Raw genomic sequence first — 16,972 nt, forward strand, 5'->3', positions numbered from 1 at the left:
TAAGCATCCCGCCTCGACATCCCACGCGGCCACCCGGGAGACTTGGGGCGCACCCCGTACGTGTTGGAGGAGACCATGAGCCGCCCCACGAGACCGTCGCGTTTCTGGGAAACCCTGGCAGTAGTTATCGTGAAACCGCTGTCCCGGCTCCTGGTCAAGAAGGACTGGCGCAAGGGAGAGCGCATCCCGCGCACCGGCGGCGTGATCATCGCGGCCAACCACCTCTCCTGGACTGATCCCGTCCTGCTGTCCCACTTCCTCTACAACAACGGCCGCTGGCCGGTGATCCTGGCCAAGGCCGCGCTGTTCAAGGTGCCGTTCCTGGGCAGGGCCGTGACGGGGCTGCTCGCGATCCCGGTCTACCGCGCCAGCGCCGAGGCGGCCAAGTCGCTGCAAGTCTCCGCTCAGCGGCTCAAGGACGGCAGCGCGATCCTGTTCTACCCGGAGGGCACGTGCACCCGCGATCCCGGCCTGTGGCCCATGGTGGGCAAGACGGGCGCGGCCCGGCTGGCGCTGGAGAGCGGCGCGCCGGTCATCCCGGTGGCCCACTGGGGCGCGCATGAGCTCCTGCCATATGGGGAGAAGAAGCCCAGGCTGTTCCCGCGCAAGACGTTCCACGTGACGGTGGGGCCGCCGGTGGACCTGTCGAAGTACGAGGGCAAGCCGCTGCATGCGGACGTGTTGCGCGAGGCGACGGCCGACATCATGGCGGCCATCACCGAGCAGCTCGCCGAGCTGCGTGGCGAGCAGGCACCTGAGACTCCCTACGATCCGGCCGGGCGGTGATGGCATGACGAAGGTGGCCGTGTTCGGCACGGGTTCGTGGGGCACCACGTTCGCGATGATCCTCGCGGAGGCGGGCAACGAGGTCACGCTGTGGGGGCGCAGGCAGGAGCTGGTCGAGGCGATCGACCGCGACCACGTCAACCCCGACTACCTGCCGGGCATCGCCCTCCCGGAGAGGCTGCGCGCGACGACCGATCCGGCGCGTGCGCTCGACGGGGCCGAGTTCGTGGTGCTGGCCGTGCCCTCGCAGCAGTTGCGGCCCAACCTGGCCGCATGGCGCGAGCACATCCCGCCGAACGCGGTTCTGGTGAGCCTGATGAAGGGCATCGAGCTGGGCACCACCAAGCGGATGAGCGAGGTGATCCGCGAGGTCGCCGAGGTGCCAGAGGAGCGGGTCGCGGTCATCTCCGGCCCCAACCTGGCCAGGGAGATCGCCGAACGCCAGCCCGCCGCCACGGTCGCCGCCTGCACCGACGAGTCGGTCGCCGCCCGCCTCCAGGCGATCTGCCACCTGCCGCCGTGGTTCCGCCCGTACACCAACCCCGACGTGGTCGGGGTCGAGCTCGGCGGCGCGGTGAAGAACGTGATCGCGCTTGCTGTGGGCGTCTCCGCGGGCATGGGCATGGGCGACAACGTCAGCGCCATGCTCATCACCAGGGGGCTGGCCGAGATCTCCCGCCTGGGCGCGGCGCTGGGGGCCGACCAGCACACGTTCGCGGGGCTCGCCGGGATGGGGGACCTCGTGGCGACCTGTACGTCGCCGCTGTCGCGCAACCGCACCTTCGGCGAGAACCTGGGCAGGGGCATGACCCTCGACGAGGTCGTGGCGGCCACCAAGCAGACCGCGGAGGGCGTGAAGTCCTGCGAGTCCGTGCTGGAGCTGGCCAGGAAGCACGACGTCGAGATGCCGATCACCGAGGTCGTCGTCGGGGTCGTGCACGACGGCATGTCTCCCGCCGAGGCGGGCATGCTGCTCATGTCCCGCTCACCCAAGCCGGAACGCTACGGAATCTGAGCTTACGGTGGGAGAAAGACCTGATTACGGCGTGCTCGGCTCGCTGTGACCAGAACACCCCGGTAGATTCGGAGACCATGAGCAAGCCACGCGTCGCCGTCGTTTTCGGAGGCCGCAATTCTGAGCACGCCGTGTCCCTGATGGGCGCGGGCAGCGTTCTGGATGCGATCGACAGGAGCAAGTACGAGGTCATCCCCGTCGGGATCGCCCAGGACGGCAGGTGGGTGCTGGCAGCTTCCGACCAGCGGTACGCCATCGAGTCGGGCGAGCTGCCCGTCGTCGACACCTCGGGCGCGGCGCTGGCGCTGCCGTCCGGCGGGAGCTCGCTGGTGGCGTACGACGCCGGCAGCATCCCCGTGGAGCTCGGCACCGTGGACGTGGTCTTCCCCGTGATGCACGGGCCGTTCGCCGAGGACGGCACGATCCAGGGGCTGCTGGAGATGGCCGGGGTGCGCTACGTCGGCTCCGGCGTGCTGGCCAGCGCCGTGGGCATGGACAAGGCCTACATGAAGACCGTGATGGCCGCCGCGGGGTTGCCGACCGGCCGCTACGTCGTCGTACGCGACCGTGACTGGCGGCTCGACCGGGGCCGCGTGCTCAAGGAGGCGGAGTCGCTCGGCTGGCCGGTGTTCGTCAAGCCCGCCAGGGCGGGCTCGTCGCAGGGCATCTCCAAGGCCTCCGACATGGCCGAGCTCGAGTCGGCCGTGGAGTTCGCCAGGCAGCACGACCCGAAGGTGCTGATCGAGGCCGCGATCGAGGGCCGCGAGATCGAGTGCGCGGTGCTGGAGTCGCTCGGCGACGAGCCCGCGGCGGCGTCGCTGCCCGGCGAGGTGAAGGTCGAGGGCGGCCAGGAGTTCTTCGACTTCGAGGCGAAGTACTACCCCGACCAGATGTCGCTCACCGTGCCCGCCGACATTCCCGAGGAGACGGTTGCGGAGCTGCGGGCGATGGCCGTGCGCGCGTTCGAGTCGCTCGACTGCGAGGGGCTCGCGCGGGTCGACTTCTTCTACACGCCCGACGGCGAGCTGATCTTCAACGAGATCAACACCATGCCCGGCTTCACGTCGCTGTCGGTGGCGCCGCAGCTCTGGGCCGCCTCGGGCCTGGACTACCCGGCGCTGGTCGACCGGCTCATCCAGCTCGCGCTGTCACGGCCGACGGGACTGCGTTGACGGCTCAGCCGGCTCGCGCTGTCACGGCTGCGTTGACGGCTCAGCGGGGTGGCGTGGAGACCTGGGAGATCGGCTTCGACAGGTCCGCGAGCACCTCGGCGGCCACGTGCTCGCCGCCGACCGTGACCTCCACATAGGCCGTGTCCGTCACCGCGGTGAACAGGGTGGGCCTGTCCGGGTCGGCGAACCAGCCCACCCCGCCGATCTCCTGGAGCTGGTCGGTCGGCGCCATCCTGGCGGGCCTGGGCACGCCGCAGCGCAGCGCGATGGCGGCCTCGCCCCAGACGGCCACGTACGGCGACTCCGGCGTGGACGTGCCACGCCGGTCGCCGTCGAGCGTCTGGGGCAGCAGCGTCGCCAGCTTGTCGCAGGCCGCCACCGCGTCGCCCTGCGGCTTGGGTGGATCGACCTGTACGGTGCCGCCGCAACCGGCGAGTGCGAGGAGAACGAGCAGGACGGCGGCGGCACGCATGCGACGACTACCTTCAGATATGGACGATCGGACACGTAAGAGTACGCGTGATGCCCTCCACTGCCTGAATCTGTGCCACCACGAGCTTGCCCAGCTCGTCGACGTTGTTGGCCTCCGCACGAACGATCACGTCGTAGGGCCCTGTCACGTCTTCAGCCTGGGTGACGCCGGGAATCCCGGAAATCTCCTGAGCCACGGCAGCGGCCTTGCCGACCTCGGTCTGAATAAGGATGTAGGCCTGCACCATCACGTCCTCCCAGGCGATTGGATCACGCCGAAGGGCCACCGTACCCTGTGTGCGTCAGGAGGTGCGTCATCACAGTCGGAGATCTCGGCGAGTTCGGAGTGATAAATCGTATTACCGGACGTCTGCCCCAGGGCGCGGCGGTGATGCTAGGCCCGGGTGACGACGCCGCTGTCATCGGCGCGTCCGACGGCCGTGTCGTGGTCTCAACGGATTTGCTGATCGAGGGTAGACACTTTCGGCGCGATTGGTCCAGCGGCTATGACGTGGGCCGCAAGGCCGCGGCCCAGAATCTGGCCGACGTGGCCGCCATGGGCGCCCGGCCGACGTCCATCGTGGTCGGGCTGGGCATGCCCGCCGACCTTCCCCTGAAGTGGCTGGACGACCTCACGGACGGGTTCCGCGACGAGTGCGCGGTGGTCGGGGCGAGCGTGGCCGGGGGCGACATCACGAAGTGCGACCTGGTGGTCATCGGAGTGACCGCGCTGGGCGACCTCGGCGGCCGGGCGCCTGTGACGCGCTCGGGTGCCAGGCCCGGGCAGGTGGTGGCGGTGACCGGCCGGTTGGGGTACGCCGCCGCCGGGTGGGCGCTGCTGGAGGCCGGGGTGCCGCTGAACCCCGTTCTCGAGGAGGCCGTGGTCGCGCATCGGCGGCCGTGTCCTCCGTACGAGATGGGGCCGCGGGCCGCCGAGCTGGGCGCGAGCGCGATGCTGGACGTCAGCGACGGGCTGCTGCAGGACCTCGGCCACGTCGCCGAGGCCAGCGGCGTGCGCATCGAGCTGGATCCGCGGGCGTTCGCGGTGGGGGAGCCCGTGTCCGTCGCGGCCAAGGAATTGGGGGCCGATCCACTGGAGTGGGTGCTCACAGGCGGTGAGGATCACGCGCTCGCCGCGGTTTTCCCCGCAGATGTACGGCTGCCGCCATCCTGGCAGGTCGTGGGCCGGGTGATCACGGGTGAGGGCGTGCTGGTGCAGGGGCGGGAGATCGGCCGGCGCGGCTGGGATCACTTTGAGTGACGACTTGTCCGATTTACATGAAATTTTCCTGATTTGTGGTGGGACTGCGGGGATTGCTGTGACAACCGCGTAGCAAAGGTGTTATGAAGATTGGCGGCCACTGTAACCGCGAGAAAGGGCAGCCATGGGCCGCCACGGCACAGGTGGATCCGACGATGGGGATGAACGGGGGAACAACAGCGCATTCTGGGGTCCTGACGAGCAGGCCGAGCCGCCGGGCTGGCCCTCGTTGCCGGACGAACCTGAGGTGACTGGCCAGTGGGCTCCCATGCCGCGGCGCACGGACGGGCCGCCGCCGCGCGGGCCGCAGTCCGAGCCGTTCGAGACCACCGGGGCCTTCGCGCTGCCCAACGACCCCGCCGGCGGTTTCCCCCCGGCCAACGACCCCGCGCGTGCCTTCCCGCCGAGGCCGGGGGAGGAGGCCGGGCCGTTCGAGACGACGGGCGCCTTCGCCCGCCCGTCGGAGTGGGGCCCACCAGCCGACCGTCCCTTTGACGGCCCCGCCGACCAGACGGCCGTCTTCGGCGGCCCCGACCGGACGCCCGGCCACGGCCCGATGCCCGGCCCTGGTGCACCGGGCCCGTCCGCTGGGCGGGGCCCCTTCGACCCGCCGGGTCCCTTTGACGGGCCAATGGAGCGCACGACCTTCTTCGACGGCCCGGACGCGCCAGGCCCCACTGAGCGCACGGCTTTCTTCGGCGGTCCAGATGCGCCGGGTCCCTCCGAGCGCACGGCCTTCTTTGACGGCCCGGATGCGCCGGGCCCCGCTGAGCGCACGGCTTTCTTCGACGGTCCGGACGCGCCTGGTGCCGCCTTCGGCGGGCCTCGCGGCGATCGCTCGGGACCCGGCGAGCGCACCGGAAGGTTCGATGTTCCCGTGTCGCCCGGCCCGCCCGAGCCGGGGGACGTCAAGGTGGCCGGGGAGCCGACGGCCGTGCAGGCTCCCGCCTGGGCGAACGCCGAGACCGGGTTTCTCGGCTCCGACTGGTCGTCCGACTCCCGCTCCGGCTCCGGCTTCGACGGGCCGGACGACCCGAAGGGCCGGCGCGGGCGCCGTAAAGGCGGACGCGGCGGCGACGACGTGCTCGCCGCGCCCCCCTCGGGCGGAGGCAAGGGCCGGGTCGCGCTGCTGTCCGTCGCCGCCGTGGCCGTCGTGCTGGGCGGCACCGTGGCGGGCGTCAAGTTCATGAGCTCGTCGAGCGAGCCGGGCAAGTGCGCGGGTACGACCTGCGCCGCCGTACAGGCGTCCAGCAACCAGCCGGGCCCCGAGGTCTCCCAGCCGAGCGAGGAGCCGACCGAGCCCGAGGCGGAGCCGACGGACGAGCCGAGCGAGGAGGACACCGCCACGCCCTCCACGGCTCCGTCGCCGACGGCCTCCTACAGCGCCCGCACGCCGCGGCGCACCTCGTCCGCCACGCCGACGCCCACCAGGACCAAGGTGAAGACGTCCGCGAAGCCGACGAAGGAGCCGACGCCGCCCGTCGAGGAGAGCGTGTCCGAGACTCCGGCCGCGGAGCCCTCGACGCTGAACGACTCCGACACCGGCGGCGCGTCCACCAGCGGCGTCTCGGCCGCCCCCACCAGCACGGGCACCTTCGGGTCCGGGCAGGGCGGCTCGATGAACGTCCGGCAGAGCATCAGGCAGGGCGTGCTCACCTACAAGGCCGACATGACGCTCTCGAACACGTCCCAGCAGACGCTCGAGAACCCCACCGTGTCCGTCCCGGTGGAGGGCAAGGTCGTGAGCGTGACCGGCGCCCAGTGGACGCAGGACGGCGACCTGCTGATCCTCGACCTGTCGGCCTCGCTGGCGGCGGGTGACTCGGTCGCCGTCTCGTTCACCGCCACGGGCAAGGGTGAGAAGGCCGCGAACTGCGGGCTGGTCAGCGGGGATTGCGCCGTCAGCTGAGTGGTTGGATGGGGGACATGACGGTTTTGACTCCTCCATGTGTGCTGACCGTCGCCGGCTCCGATTCAGGGGGCGGCGCGGGCATACAGGCCGACCTGAAGACCATGATGGCCATGGGCGTCCACGGCATGAGTGTCATCGCCGCGGTGACGGCGCAGAACTCGCTGGGCGTCCAGGGCTACTGGGAGCTGCCGCCCGAGGCCGTGCGGGCGCAGCTCGACTCGGTGCTCGGCGACATCGGCGCACAGGCGGTGAAGACCGGCATGCTGGCCTCTCCCGCGCTGGTCGAGACGGTGGCCGGCGTGCTCGGCTCGTACGCCGCCCCGGTGGTCGTGGATCCCGTCGGGGTGTCGAAGCACGGCGACTCGCTGCTCGCGCCCGAGGCCGTGGAGACGGTCCGGACGCTGCTGCTGCCCGTGGCCACCGTGGCGACGCCGAACCTGTGGGAGGTGGAGCAGCTCACCTCCGTCAAGGTCGAGGACGAGGACGGGCTGCGGCGGGCCGCGGACGCCGTGCTGGAGCTGGGGTCCGCCTGGGCGCTGATCAAGGGCGGTCACCTGCCCGGGGCGCCGGTCGACCTGCTCACGGACGGCACGAGCGAATACCGCTTCGCCGCCGAACGCCTCGACAACCGCCACACCCACGGCACGGGCTGCACGCTGGCCTCGGCCATCGCCTCCCGGCTGGCGCTGGGTGACGAGGTGCCGGAGGCGGTGGGCAAGGCGAAGGAGTACGTGACGGGCGCGATCGCTCGCGGCTTCCCCCTGGGCGGCGGCATCGGCCCGGTGGACCACGCCTGGCGCTGGCGCTGACGCGGGGCGGGTAGCCCGGCTCCCGGCGCGGTGAACGCCGCGGACCACGGGTGGTGAGCCGGTGCGCGAACCGGCCGGCCGACGAGGGGCCGTCCGTGGCCGCCGGGGAAACGCACGAAAGCGCGCAAGCCCGCCGCTCCCCGAGAGAGCGACGGGCTTGCGCGAGAAGTGTGGGACTAGCGGGTGACCTTGCCCGCCTTGATGCACGAGGTGCACACGTTCAGCTTCTTCGGCGTGCCGCCGACGACCGCGCGAACCGTCTGGATGTTGGGGTTCCAACGACGACGGGTGCGGCGGTGCGAGTGGGACACGTTGTTGCCGAAGGTCGGGCCCTTGCGGCAAACATCGCAGACGGAAGCCACGGTTCGCTCCTTAAAACAGTCGATGTAGCCCTGTCCGCTGATGCTTTCCGGGCGGAGGGCATGCCGGGACAACCGGCCAGCCAGACGAGAATATCCGATCCACACCGATGGGCGCGAACTGGAACGCTAGGACCGGAGACCCAGCAGCGATATTCTCCTTCGGCAACAGTAGCGCATTCGGTTGGGGTCGGCTGGTTTCGGAGGGTGCAGATGAAGATCCTCGACCCGCCCGCGGTGCGCCGCTGGGCCCGCCTGGCCGCCGACGCGCTCGGCCGGGCCAGCGCGGAGATCGACGCGCTCAACGTGTTCCCGGTGGCCGACGGTGACACCGGCACCAACCTGCACCTGACCATGCTGTCCGCGGCCGAGGCCGTCGAGTCGCTGCCGGATGAGGTGGAAGCGGCCGTGATGTGGCAGACGCTCTCGTACGGCGCCCTGGTCGGGGCCCGCGGCAACTCCGGGGTGATCGTCAGTCAGGCGTTACGCGGTCTCGCCGAGGTGCTGAAGGACGGCCCCGATCTGCGGGCCGGGCTGCTCAGGGCCGCCGTGCTGGCCAGGGAGGCGGTGGCCAGGCCGGTGGAGGGCACGGTGCTGAGCGTGCTGGAGTCCGCCGCGCGGGCCGTACAGGACGTGGACGGGGACGATCTGCCCGAGGTGGCGCGGCAGGCGGCGGGCGAGGCCCGCGCGGCGCTGCGGCGCACGCCCGGCCAGCTCGAGGTGCTGGCCCGCAGCGGCGTGGTGGACGCGGGCGGGGCGGGGGCGGCGATCGTGCTGGAGACCCTGGCCGCCGTGCTCACCGGCTCCTACACCGACCACTACGACGTGCCGGCGCCGACCGCCAAGGTCTCGCCGATGGCCGAAGTGGGCGCCGGGTACGAGGTGATGTACCTGCTGGAGGCCGACGACGCCGCGGTGGCCGCGCTGCGCGAGGAGCTCGACGCCATGGGTGACTCGCTGGTCGTGGTCGGCGGCGGGGGCCTGTGGAACGTGCACGTCCACGTGGCCGAGGCCGGCCCCGCCGTGGAGGCCGGCGTGCGGGCGGGCCGGCCGCACCGGATCAGGATCACGTACCTGGCCGAGCGCACCCACCGCGGCAGCGCGGGCAGGGGCGTGGTGACGGTGGCCGCGGGGGACGGGATCGCGGCGCTCTTCGAGGAGTCCGGCGCTGTCGTGGTCCGGCGCGCGCCGGGCACGCGGCCCACGCTTCCCGCCATGCTGGCCGCGATCAGGCAGGCCGGCACCGAGGTCGCGGTCCTGCCGAACGACGAGGGCGTCAGGTCCATCGCCGCCGCGGCCGCGGAGATCGCCCGCGAGGACGGGGTCACGGTCAGCGTGCTGCCGACGGAGGCGACCGTCCAGGGGCTGGCGGCGCTGGCCGTGCACGACCCGCTGCGGCGCTTCGACGACGACGTGGTGGCGATGACCGACGCCGCGGGGCACACGCGGTACGGGCACGTGACGGTGGCGGACCGTGAGGCGGTCACGAGCGCGGGGGTGTGCCGTCCCGGGGACGTGCTCGGCATGATCGACGGGGATGTCGCGGTGATCGGCGGCTCGCTCGACCGCGTGGCGACCATGGTCGTGGACCGGATGGTGGCGGGTGGCGGCGAGCTGGTGACCCTGGTCACGGGCTCTGAGGCGCCGCCCGGGCTGGCGGCGGACCTGGAGGAGCACCTGAGGCGTACGCGGCCGGACGTGGACCTGGTCGTGTACGACGGCGAGCAGGGGGGTTATCCGCTCCTGATCGGCGTGGAGTGACCCGACGCCGGCGATGAACGGGATTCCTGTCGGGCTGAGGCGGTAGAACTTAATGCCGTGAGCCGTTTCGACGAGCCTCTGACGAAGGCGCTCGACCCGAAGACCGCCAAGCTCCTGCACAGCGTGCTCGACCTGGAGACGGTCGGCGACCTGCTGCGCCACTACCCGCGGCGCTACGCCGAGCGCGGCGAGCTGACCTCGCTCGACGCGCTGGAGGTCGACGAGCACGTCACCGTGGTCGGCGAGGTGACCAGGCTCATGCGCAAGCCCATGCGCAACCGTGGCGGCACCTGGCTGGAGGTCGAGGTCGTCGACGGAAACGGCAACAAGATCTACCTGTCGTTCTTCGGCAAGGGCTCCCATGTGGCGGAGTCGCGGCTCAAGCCGGGACGGCGCGGCATGTTCGCCGGCAAGGTGGGGCTGTTCGGGTCGCGGACGAACCCGCGCTGGCAGCTCGCGCACCCGGAGTTCGAGCTGTTCGAGGAGAGCGAGGCGAGCGCGGAGGAGTTCGCGTCGGCGCCGGTGCCGATCTATCCGGCCGGCAAGGAGCTCACGCCGTGGGCGATCAGGCGCGCGGTCGGCGTCGTGCTCGACACGCTGGGCCCGCTCGACGACCCGCTGCCCGCCGGCCTGCGCGCCCGCCACGGGCTGCAGGATCTGGGCGAGGCGCTGGTGGCCATCCACCGGCCGAAGGACTTCGCCGAGGTGGGGCGGGCGCGTAAGCGGCTGAAGTTCGACGAGGCGTTCGTGTTGCAGGCCGTGCTGCTGCAGCGGCGCCAGGCCGCCACCGCGCTGCCCGCCAAGGCCAGGCCCAGGCGTTCCGGCGGCATGCTGGCCGACTTCGACGCGCGGCTGCCGTTCTCGCTGACGGAGGGGCAGGCGGAGGTCGGCGAGGAGATCGCCGACGATCTCGCGCGCGAGCACCCGATGCACCGGCTGCTGCAGGGCGAGGTCGGCGCGGGCAAGACGGTCGTGGCGCTGCGGGCGATGCTCCAGGTGGTCGACGCGGGCGGCCAGGCGGCGCTGCTGGCGCCCACGGAGGTGCTGGCCCAGCAGCACCATCGCTCGATCACGAACATGCTGGGAGACCTGGCGCAGGGTGGCATGTTCGGGGGCACGGCGGTGACGCTGCTGACCGGCTCGATGGGCGCCGCCGCCCGCCGTTCGGCCCTGCTGGATGCCGCCTCGGGCACGGCGGGGATCGTCGTGGGCACGCACGCGCTGCTGCAGGAGCACGTGCAGTTCGCCGACCTGGGGCTGGTCGTGGTGGACGAGCAGCACCGGTTCGGGGTCGAGCAGCGTGACGCGCTGCGCGAGAAGGCGGGGGGCGGGCGGCCGCACGTCCTGGTCATGACGGCCACCCCGATCCCGCGCACGGTCGCCATGACGGTCTTCGGCGACCTGGAGGTCTCCACGCTGTCCCAGCTCCCGGCCGGGCGCGCCCCCATCTCCACCCATGTCGTCCCGGCGGCCGAGAAGCCGCACTATCTCGAACGCACGTGGGAGCGGGTGCGGGAGGAGGTGGCACTGGGGCGCCAGGCGTACATCGTGTGCCCGCGCATCGGCGACCTGGAGGGCGACGAGGGTGACCTGGCGGCGGCGGGCGACGACGAGCGCCGCCCGCCGCTCGCGGTCCTCGACGTGGCCGAGCTGCTGAAGAGCGGCCCCTTCCACGACTTGCGCGTCGGCACGCTGCACGGCAAGCTCCCGCCGGAGGAGAAGGACGCGCTCATGCGCTCGTTCACGCGGGGCGAGCTGGACGTCCTGGTGGCCACCACGGTGATCGAGGTGGGGGTCGACGTCCCCAACTCCTCCGTCATGATCATCATGGACGCCGACCGCTTCGGCGTCTCCCAGCTCCACCAGCTCCGCGGCCGCGTCGGCCGTGGCGGCCTGCCGGGTTTGTGCCTCCTGGTCTCGGACTTCCCCGAGGGCACCCCGGCCCGCGCCCGCCTGGACGCGGTGGCCGCCACCTTGGACGGCTTCGAGCTGTCGCGCGTGGACCTGGAGCAGCGGCGGGAGGGCGACGTGCTGGGGGCGGCGCAGTCGGGCAAGCGGTCGTCGCTGAAGCTGCTGCAGCTGCTGCGGGACGAGGACGTGATCGCCACCGCCCGCGACGAGGCGGCCGCGCTGCTGGCCGAGGACCCCGACCTGGACTCGCACGAGGGTCTGCGGGCCGAGATCGTCCGCCTGCTGGCCGACGAACGCGCCGAGTACCTGGAGAAGACCTGACGCGGCGGATACGCCGCGCAAATAAGGACAAAGAAAAAGGCCCAGCCGCGGGGACGGCCTCCCCCCGAATGCCGTCCCCGGCTGGGCCCACCCTCGGGTCAGGTGCCGAGGGAACCGGCGTGCGGAAGGGCTCACGATCACGCCGGTCGGCCTTCATGTGGGTCACCTTGAAGGCCGCAGAACTCATCATGCGGGCCGACCGATCCGATGTGAATCACCCTTGCGTACTCGAGGCAGACACTTGTCCACTCTTGACCTGCATGAATATGCGGAACAATGGGTCACATGACGCGGATCATCGCAGGCATCGCGGGTGGCAGGCGGCTCGCGGTGCCGCCGGGGCGTGGCACGAGGCCGACCAGCGACAGGGCGAGAGAAGGGATCTTCTTGACGCTCGACTCGCTGTACGGACTCGAGGGCGCCCGCGTGCTCGACCTGTACGCCGGATCGGGGGCGATCGGCCTGGAGGCCCTGTCCAGGGGAGCGAAGGAGGCCGCGCTGGTCGAGTCCGACCCCAGGGCGGTGCGGACGATCAAGGCGAACGTCCAGGCGCTCGGCCTCGAAGGCGCCAAGGTGATCGCGGACAAGGTGGAGCGGATGCTCGGGAAGATCCCCGGGGAGCCGTACGACATCGTGTTCGCCGACCCGCCCTATGCCGTGTCCGACGCCGAGGTCCAGCAGGTGCTCGAGCTGCTGCGGGACAACGGCTGGCTGGCGGATGAGGCGTTGGTGGCATTCGAGAGGGAAAGCAGGGGAAAGGCCCTGATGTGGCCAGAAGGCTACGTTGAGGAGAGGGTCCGTCGTTATGGTGAAGCGTCCGTTTGGTACGGTCGCGCCGCCGGGAACCCGTAGACCTGGGAGGCGTCTTGCGCCGCGTAGTCTGCCCGGGGTCGTTCGACCCCATCACCAATGGCCACCTCGACATCATCGGCCGCTCAGCCCGCCTGTATGACGAGGTGACCGTGGCAGTCCTCATCAACGTCGAGAAAAGCAGCCTGTTCACGGTGGACGAGCGAATCGAGATCCTGCAGACCGTGACCAAGGAATTTCCGAACGTCAAGGTGCGGAAATTCCATGGGCTGCTGGTCGATTTCTGCAGGCAGAACGACATCCCCGCCATCGTCAAGGGCATCAGGGTGGTCAGCGACTTCGACTACGAGCTGCAGATGGCGCAGCTCAACTATCGGCTGTCAGGCGTCGAGACGCTTTTCATGCCCACGAATCCCGAATACTCGTTCCTGTCCTCCAGCCGGGTGAAGGAGATCGCCAGGTACGGTGGGGACGTGTCGGGCCTCGTACCCGATCTTGTGCACAAGCTGCTCATCGAGCGGCTCAGGGGCTGAGTGCGACCTGCTATCCTTTCATTTCGGCCTTGTACGACGGCGATCATCTCGCCATGCCTAGCGAGAGCAGGATGACTGAGCACCTCGACCCCCGCTCCCCGTGGGTGATCTCCACTCATGATCTGGGAAAGCGGCCGGGCACGATGCGGCAGTTGACCCTGGCCCTCCCGGCACCGGCGGATCTCGGCGTCGACATGATCGGTGTCCCCAAGGACGCCGAAGTCGAGCTGGACCTCCGGCTCGAAGCAGTGATGGAAGGCGTGCTCGTGTCAGGCACGGCGCAGGCCCCGCTCGCCGGGGAGTGCGCGCGCTGCCTCGACCCGGTCGCCTCGGACATCGAGGTTGACCTGCAGGAGCTGTTCTTCTACTCCGACGAGGACGCCTCGGAGGAGGACTCACTGCTCGACGGTGAGCTGTTCGACCTCGAGCCGACGTTCCGCGACGCGGTGGTGCTGGCACTGCCGTTGAGCCCTGTGTGCCGTGAGGACTGCGAGGGGCTCTGCACGGAGTGCGGGATCAAGCTGGCCGAGGCCGGCGACGATCACCGGCACGAGAAGATCGATGCCCGTTGGGCGTCGTTGCAAGGTCTGATTACCGACAAAGATAACGATCAGGAGAAGTGACGTGGCCGTCCCGAAGCGAAAGATGTCGCGGAGTAACACCCGCCACCGTCGCTCCCAGTGGAAGACGACTGCTGTCGCCCTGGTGAGCTGCCCGCAGTGCCGTTCCCCCAAGCAGCCGCACATCGCGTGCCCCACCTGCGGCACCTACAACCGTCGTCAGGTCATCGAGCCGTCCGCCTGATCCCGCTGCTTGACGTGATGCCGACCGGGTGCCATTGTGCCTCGGTCGGCGTTACCGTCTCAGATGCGTACGGCGGCGGTTCGCCCGCGGCCGTGGTGGACGCCGGGGCTACGCGTTACCCCGACGCCCACCACGTTTTCGGGCATCTTCCGCAGCCGGCGCGCGCCATGCGAAAGATGTCCGAGGAGGAAAGACGTGGGCGCAGGTCCTAAGCCGGTGGCCGTGGAGGTCGCCAGAGACGAGCTCGAGCGGGTCCTGTCGGTCGGGCTCGACCCCGACATCCTGGAGCGGGCGCTGACCCACCGCTCCTACGCGTACGAGAACGGCGGCCTGCCCACCAACGAGCGCCTGGAGTTCCTGGGCGACTCGGTGCTGGGCCTGGTGGTCACCGACACCCTCTACCGCAACCACCCCGACCTGCCCGAGGGCCAGCTCGCGAAGCTGCGTGCCGCGGTGGTCAACATGCGGGCGCTGGCCGACGTGGCCAGAAACCTGGGCCTCGGCCGGTTCCTGCGGCTCGGCAGGGGCGAGGAGGGCACCGGCGGGCGCGACAAGTCGTCCATCCTGGCCGACACCCTCGAGGCGCTGATCGGCGCCGTCTATGTCGACAAGGGGCTCGACGAGGCGTTCCGGGTGGTGCACCTGCTGTTCGACCCGCTGATCGTCCGCTCGGCCTCGCTCGGGGCCGGGCTTGACTGGAAGACCTCGCTGCAGGAGCTGACCGCCTCCGAGGCGCTCGGCGTGCCGGAATACCACGTCGAGGAGAGCGGCCCCGACCACGCCAAGTCGTTCACGGCCATGGTGCGGGTCGGCGGCGAGTCGTACGGGTCGGGCACCGGGCGCAGCAAGAAGGAGGCCGAGCAGCAGGCGGCCGAGGCGGCCTGGACCCGCATCAGGGCCAGGCGCGAGCAGCGCGAGAGCCAGCCCGCGAGCTGAACGGCCGTCCGGATGTGTCCGGAGGGCGACAATGAAGTTGCTTGCCAGAAGCGTCTGGCGGCCCGGTTGCCCGGGTGGCCAGAGGTTTGCGGCGCCCGAGTTTTAGGGGGCTGAGTTGCCTGAGCTGCCGGAGGTCGAGGTCGTCAGGCGCGGCCTCGCGCAATGGGTCACCGGGCGCGAGATCGCCTCGGCGGAGGTGCTGCACCCCCGCGCGATCAGGCGGCACCTGCCCGGGGCCGACGAGTTCACGGCGCGGCTGAAGGGCCGCGAGGTGCTCTCCGCCGAGCGCCGCGGCAAGTACCTGTGGCTCCGGCTGTCGGGCGCCGAGGAGGCGCTCATGGCCCATCTGGGGATGAGCGGCCAGCTGCTGGTGGTCGACCAGGACTCGCCGCCGGAGAAGCATCTCAGGGTACGCGTCCGCTTCGAGGACGGCGGCCCCGACCTGCGCTTCGTCGATCAGCGGACGTTCGGCCACGTCATGGTCACGTCCCTGGTCGGCGGCGTGCCGGAGCCGATCTCCCACATCGCCCCCGACCCGTTCGAGGTGGTGTTCGACGAGGCCGAGTTCGCGCGCAGGCTCAGGGCCAAGCACACCGAGATCAAGCGGGCGCTGCTCGACCAGTCGCTGATCAGCGGCGTCGGCAACATCTACGCGGACGAGGCCCTGTGGATCGCGCGGCTCCACTGGGCCAGGCCCACGCAGACGCTCACGCGTCCCAAGATCGCCGAGCTGCTGGCCGCCGTGCGCACGGTCATGGCGTCCGCGCTGCGGGCGGGCGGCACCTCGTTCGACAGCCTGTACGTGAACGTCAACGGCGAGAGCGGCTACTTCGACCGCTCCCTGGAGGTGTACGGCCGGCGCGACCTGCCCTGCTCGCGCTGCGGCACCCCGATCAGGCGCGAGCCGTTCATGAACCGGTCGTCGTACTCCTGCCCCAAATGCCAGCGACGGCCGCGGTGAGCACGGCCAGCCCTGTGCCCAGCCACATCGCGGCCGAGAGCGAGAGCCCGTCCACGACCCTGCCGCCGGCGAACGCGCCGAGCGCGATGGAGACGTTGAAGGCGCCGACGAAGAGCGCCGTGCCGAGCTCGCCGCCGCCCGCGCGCATGATCCACAGCTGCAGCGTCACGCCGACGCCCCCGTAGCCGAAGCCCCACACGACCAGCACGGCCAGGGGCAGGCCGATCGTGGGCAGCGCCGCCGTGCCCAGCGCGATGAGGACGGCGCACGTGATCAGGACCGGCTTGGGGTTCCTGGCGGCCCATGTCCCGGCTGTGAAGTTGCCCACCACGCCCGCGGCGCCGTACATGAGCAGGATGATGCTGATGAGGGCGGGACCGGCGTGCGAGACCTGCTCGAGGAACGGCTGGACGTAGGTGTAGGCGGCGAAGTGGCCGCACACGATCAGGACGGTCATGACCAGGACGGTCTTGAGCGGCCCCGAGAGCCACTCCCGCCGGGATCCGGAGGCCCGGGCGGGGGCCTCGCCCGGCAGCGGCGGCAGCGTGGCGTACAGGACCGCGATCAGGACCAGCGCCACCACCCCCATCGCGGCGAACGCCGTCCGCCACCCCGCGAACGACGAGATGAACGTCGCCGCGGGCACGCCGAGCACCGACGCCACCGAGACACCGCCCAAGATGATCGACGTGGCCCGCCCGACGGACCGTTCCGGCACCAGGCGCGTCGCCAGGCCGGCCGCGAAGGCCCAGAACCCGCCGATGCTCACCCCGGCCAGCACCCTGGCCGCCAGCATGACGGGATAGCTCGGCGCGAACGCGCCCACCAGGTTGGCCACCGCCAGCACCGCCATCAGCCCGAGCAACATGGCACGCCGGTCGAGCCGGCGGGTGGTGACGGCCAGCACAGGCGCGGACACGGCGGCGACCAGCCCGGGGGCCGTCATCATCAGCCCGGCGGTCCCTTCGGACACGCCAAGGGTGGCGGCGATCGAGGACAGCAGCCCGACGGGCAGCATCTCGCTGGTCACGATGGTGAAGGTGCCCACCGCGACCGTCGACACGGCCAGCCAGCGAGCCCTCGTATCAGGGGAGACTTCAGTGATGGTCATGCCACTCAGCCTTGGCCCGGCCGCCGGCGGGAACAATGG

General features: G+C 70.9%; 18 protein-coding genes. 14 read left to right on the forward strand and 4 right to left on the reverse strand.

Annotated features, from left to right (window positions below; all coding sequences use genetic code 11):
• Positions 1 to 129: 129 nt before the first annotated feature.
• The 3 genes from ABN273_RS22365 to ABN273_RS22375 all read left to right on the forward strand — a co-directional run bounded on the left by ABN273_RS22365 (position 130) and on the right by ABN273_RS22375 (position 2,973).
• Positions 130 to 786 (forward strand): lysophospholipid acyltransferase family protein, encoded by a 657-nt coding sequence (locus ABN273_RS22365; RefSeq protein WP_349450890.1) that lies wholly within the window; start codon positions 130 to 132, stop codon positions 784 to 786.
• Between the two features lie 4 nt (positions 787 to 790).
• On the forward strand, positions 791 to 1,801 hold the full coding sequence (locus tag ABN273_RS22370) for an NAD(P)H-dependent glycerol-3-phosphate dehydrogenase (protein WP_349450891.1): 1,011 nt from the start codon (positions 791 to 793) through the stop codon (positions 1,799 to 1,801).
• Between the two features lie 77 nt (positions 1,802 to 1,878).
• Positions 1,879 to 2,973: a D-alanine--D-alanine ligase family protein gene (locus ABN273_RS22375; RefSeq protein WP_349450892.1), complete on the forward strand. Its 1,095-nt coding sequence runs from the start codon at positions 1,879 to 1,881 to the stop codon at positions 2,971 to 2,973.
• A 40-nt stretch (positions 2,974 to 3,013) separates the two neighbouring features.
• Here ABN273_RS22375 and ABN273_RS22380 read toward each other — a convergent pair whose 3' ends face one another.
• A complete protein-coding gene (locus ABN273_RS22380; RefSeq protein ID WP_349450893.1) occupies positions 3,014 to 3,445 on the reverse strand; it encodes a DUF3515 domain-containing protein in 432 nt (143 codons plus the stop codon).
• A gap of 13 nt (positions 3,446 to 3,458) precedes the next feature.
• Complete coding sequence (locus ABN273_RS22385; protein ID WP_344991475.1) at positions 3,459 to 3,692, reverse strand: Lrp/AsnC family transcriptional regulator; 234 nt, start codon at positions 3,690 to 3,692, stop codon at positions 3,459 to 3,461.
• Between the two features lie 47 nt (positions 3,693 to 3,739).
• Between ABN273_RS22385 and ABN273_RS22390 the strand changes: the two genes are divergently transcribed.
• The 3 genes from ABN273_RS22390 to thiD all read left to right on the forward strand — a co-directional run bounded on the left by ABN273_RS22390 (position 3,740) and on the right by thiD (position 7,426).
• Complete coding sequence (locus tag ABN273_RS22390; RefSeq protein ID WP_349450894.1) at positions 3,740 to 4,705, forward strand: thiamine-phosphate kinase; 966 nt, start codon at positions 3,740 to 3,742, stop codon at positions 4,703 to 4,705.
• 268 nt (positions 4,706 to 4,973) lie between these two features.
• On the forward strand, positions 4,974 to 6,614 hold the full coding sequence (locus ABN273_RS22395) for a hypothetical protein (protein WP_349450895.1): 1,641 nt from the start codon (positions 4,974 to 4,976) through the stop codon (positions 6,612 to 6,614).
• 8 nt (positions 6,615 to 6,622) lie between these two features.
• On the forward strand, positions 6,623 to 7,426 hold the full coding sequence (gene thiD, locus ABN273_RS22400; RefSeq protein WP_349450896.1) for a bifunctional hydroxymethylpyrimidine kinase/phosphomethylpyrimidine kinase: 804 nt from the start codon (positions 6,623 to 6,625) through the stop codon (positions 7,424 to 7,426).
• Between the two features lie 176 nt (positions 7,427 to 7,602).
• Here thiD and rpmB read toward each other — a convergent pair whose 3' ends face one another.
• Entirely contained in the window at positions 7,603 to 7,788 is a 186-nt protein-coding gene (gene rpmB, locus ABN273_RS22405) for a 50S ribosomal protein L28 (RefSeq protein WP_043618345.1), read from the reverse strand.
• Between the two features lie 210 nt (positions 7,789 to 7,998).
• Here rpmB and ABN273_RS22410 point away from each other — a divergent pair, with 210 nt between their 5' ends.
• The 8 genes from ABN273_RS22410 to mutM all read left to right on the forward strand — a co-directional run bounded on the left by ABN273_RS22410 (position 7,999) and on the right by mutM (position 15,822).
• Positions 7,999 to 9,546 carry a DAK2 domain-containing protein gene (locus ABN273_RS22410; RefSeq protein WP_349450897.1) on the forward strand — a complete coding sequence of 516 codons (1,548 nt, stop codon included), beginning with the start codon at positions 7,999 to 8,001 and terminating at the stop codon, positions 9,544 to 9,546.
• A gap of 57 nt (positions 9,547 to 9,603) precedes the next feature.
• Positions 9,604 to 11,778, forward strand: a complete 2,175-nt coding sequence (recG, locus tag ABN273_RS22415; RefSeq protein WP_349450898.1) for an ATP-dependent DNA helicase RecG — start codon at positions 9,604 to 9,606, stop codon at positions 11,776 to 11,778.
• A 285-nt stretch (positions 11,779 to 12,063) separates the two neighbouring features.
• Positions 12,064 to 12,630, forward strand: coding sequence for a 16S rRNA (guanine(966)-N(2))-methyltransferase RsmD (rsmD, locus tag ABN273_RS22420; protein ID WP_349450899.1), 567 nt, complete (start codon positions 12,064 to 12,066; stop codon positions 12,628 to 12,630).
• Between the two features lie 14 nt (positions 12,631 to 12,644).
• Complete coding sequence (coaD, locus tag ABN273_RS22425; protein WP_349450900.1) at positions 12,645 to 13,121, forward strand: pantetheine-phosphate adenylyltransferase; 477 nt, start codon at positions 12,645 to 12,647, stop codon at positions 13,119 to 13,121.
• A 53-nt stretch (positions 13,122 to 13,174) separates the two neighbouring features.
• Positions 13,175 to 13,744 (forward strand): YceD family protein, encoded by a 570-nt coding sequence (locus tag ABN273_RS22430; RefSeq protein ID WP_502911111.1) that lies wholly within the window; start codon positions 13,175 to 13,177, stop codon positions 13,742 to 13,744.
• 1 nt (position 13,745) lies between these two features.
• Positions 13,746 to 13,925, forward strand: a complete 180-nt coding sequence (gene rpmF, locus ABN273_RS22435) for a 50S ribosomal protein L32 (RefSeq protein ID WP_139632166.1) — start codon at positions 13,746 to 13,748, stop codon at positions 13,923 to 13,925.
• Positions 13,926 to 14,141: 216 nt separating this feature from the next.
• Positions 14,142 to 14,861 carry a ribonuclease III gene (gene rnc, locus ABN273_RS22440; RefSeq protein ID WP_349450936.1) on the forward strand — a complete coding sequence of 240 codons (720 nt, stop codon included), beginning with the start codon at positions 14,142 to 14,144 and terminating at the stop codon, positions 14,859 to 14,861.
• Positions 14,862 to 14,976: 115 nt separating this feature from the next.
• Positions 14,977 to 15,822: a bifunctional DNA-formamidopyrimidine glycosylase/DNA-(apurinic or apyrimidinic site) lyase gene (gene mutM, locus ABN273_RS22445; protein WP_349450901.1), complete on the forward strand. Its 846-nt coding sequence runs from the start codon at positions 14,977 to 14,979 to the stop codon at positions 15,820 to 15,822.
• Here mutM and ABN273_RS22450 read toward each other — a convergent pair.
• A complete protein-coding gene (locus tag ABN273_RS22450; RefSeq protein ID WP_349450902.1) occupies positions 15,770 to 16,933 on the reverse strand; it encodes an MFS transporter in 1,164 nt (387 codons plus the stop codon). The genes mutM and ABN273_RS22450 overlap by 53 nt on opposite strands.
• Positions 16,934 to 16,972: the final 39 nt, after the last annotated feature.

Source organism: Nonomuraea sp. B19D2, from assembly GCF_040137845.1.
Classification (GTDB): domain Bacteria; phylum Actinomycetota; class Actinomycetes; order Streptosporangiales; family Streptosporangiaceae; genus Nonomuraea.

Bases quoted from the DNA above. Each gene is read 5' to 3' on its own strand.
- ABN273_RS22370 (WP_349450891.1), top strand. From the start codon at position 791: ATGACGAAGGTGGCCGTGTTCGGCACGGGTTCGTGGGGCACCACGTTC.
- ABN273_RS22375 (WP_349450892.1), top strand. From the start codon at position 1,879: ATGAGCAAGCCACGCGTCGCCGTCGTTTTCGGAGGCCGCAATTCTGAG.
- ABN273_RS22380 (WP_349450893.1), bottom strand. From the start codon at position 3,445: ATGCGTGCCGCCGCCGTCCTGCTCGTTCTCCTCGCACTCGCCGGTTGC.
- ABN273_RS22385 (WP_344991475.1), bottom strand. From the start codon at position 3,692: ATGGTGCAGGCCTACATCCTTATTCAGACCGAGGTCGGCAAGGCCGCT.
- ABN273_RS22395 (WP_349450895.1), top strand. From the start codon at position 4,974: ATGCCGCGGCGCACGGACGGGCCGCCGCCGCGCGGGCCGCAGTCCGAG.
- thiD (WP_349450896.1), top strand. From the start codon at position 6,623: ATGGGGGACATGACGGTTTTGACTCCTCCATGTGTGCTGACCGTCGCC.
- ABN273_RS22410 (WP_349450897.1), top strand. From the start codon at position 7,999: ATGAAGATCCTCGACCCGCCCGCGGTGCGCCGCTGGGCCCGCCTGGCC.
- rsmD (WP_349450899.1), top strand. From the start codon at position 12,064: ATGACGCGGATCATCGCAGGCATCGCGGGTGGCAGGCGGCTCGCGGTG.
- ABN273_RS22430 (WP_502911111.1), top strand. From the start codon at position 13,175: ATGCCTAGCGAGAGCAGGATGACTGAGCACCTCGACCCCCGCTCCCCG.
- ABN273_RS22450 (WP_349450902.1), bottom strand. From the start codon at position 16,933: ATGACCATCACTGAAGTCTCCCCTGATACGAGGGCTCGCTGGCTGGCC.